Here is a 676-nt window from a genome sequence, read left to right on the forward strand (position 1 = left end):
TCTACCATCTCACCTCCCTGCTGCTCACTCACCTCCCCTGCTGCTCACGCTAGCGGACGCTGAAAAATCCCTGCTGAACTACAGTTGAGTCCCTGCTTGCGGACAGAAGAAATCCTGCTGGGCGGTCCGGTTATCTCCGTCTCGGCTACGTGAAAGTGGATCTGTCCGGTCGGTTCAATGGTTGGCGACCTTGCATATCGAACCGCCGGAGAGACCGTGACCAAGAACGCCATTCAGAACTGACTCATCCCGCCGAGTAGCCCGGGGAGATCTCACCCCCGGGCCCTCACAGAACCGTACGTAACAGTCGCCCGTTATACGGCTCTTGTCGCTCTGGTCACCAGACCGTGGGGGCGTGCGTGACCCAAGCCCAGTGGGCGAAGGCACGCGGTCTTTCCGGATGGCGTTGTTCCACGCCGTCCGGGCTTTCCTACTACCCCGCAACCGCTTGTACTTCCGGCGGACCCACCGCAGCAGGTAGGCGTTGATGCGTCCCAGGAGGGGATACAGGGCCGATCGGTAGAACGCCCCGTAATGGTTCATCCAACCCCGGACGATCGGGTTTATCCAATCGGCGAGGTGACTGATCAGGTGGTCGCTTCGGCGGTGGGTAGCCAGGGACGGGCGGCGGCGAGTTCGGTGAGGGCGTGCATGGTGTTGCGGCCGTGGGCCACGG

1 protein-coding gene is annotated in these 676 nt (G+C 62.3%); it reads right to left on the reverse strand.

Features of this window, described 5'->3' with window-relative positions; genetic code table 11:
* Positions 1-174: 174 nt before the first annotated feature.
* On the reverse strand, positions 175-618 hold the full coding sequence (locus KJS59_RS32425) for a group II intron maturase-specific domain-containing protein (protein WP_376771315.1): 444 nt from the start codon (positions 616-618) through the stop codon (positions 175-177).
* Positions 619-676 lie beyond the last annotated feature (58 nt).

It is taken from the genome of Rhizomonospora bruguierae, assembly GCF_018397995.1.
Lineage (GTDB): Bacteria > Actinomycetota > Actinomycetes > Mycobacteriales > Micromonosporaceae > Rhizomonospora > Rhizomonospora bruguierae.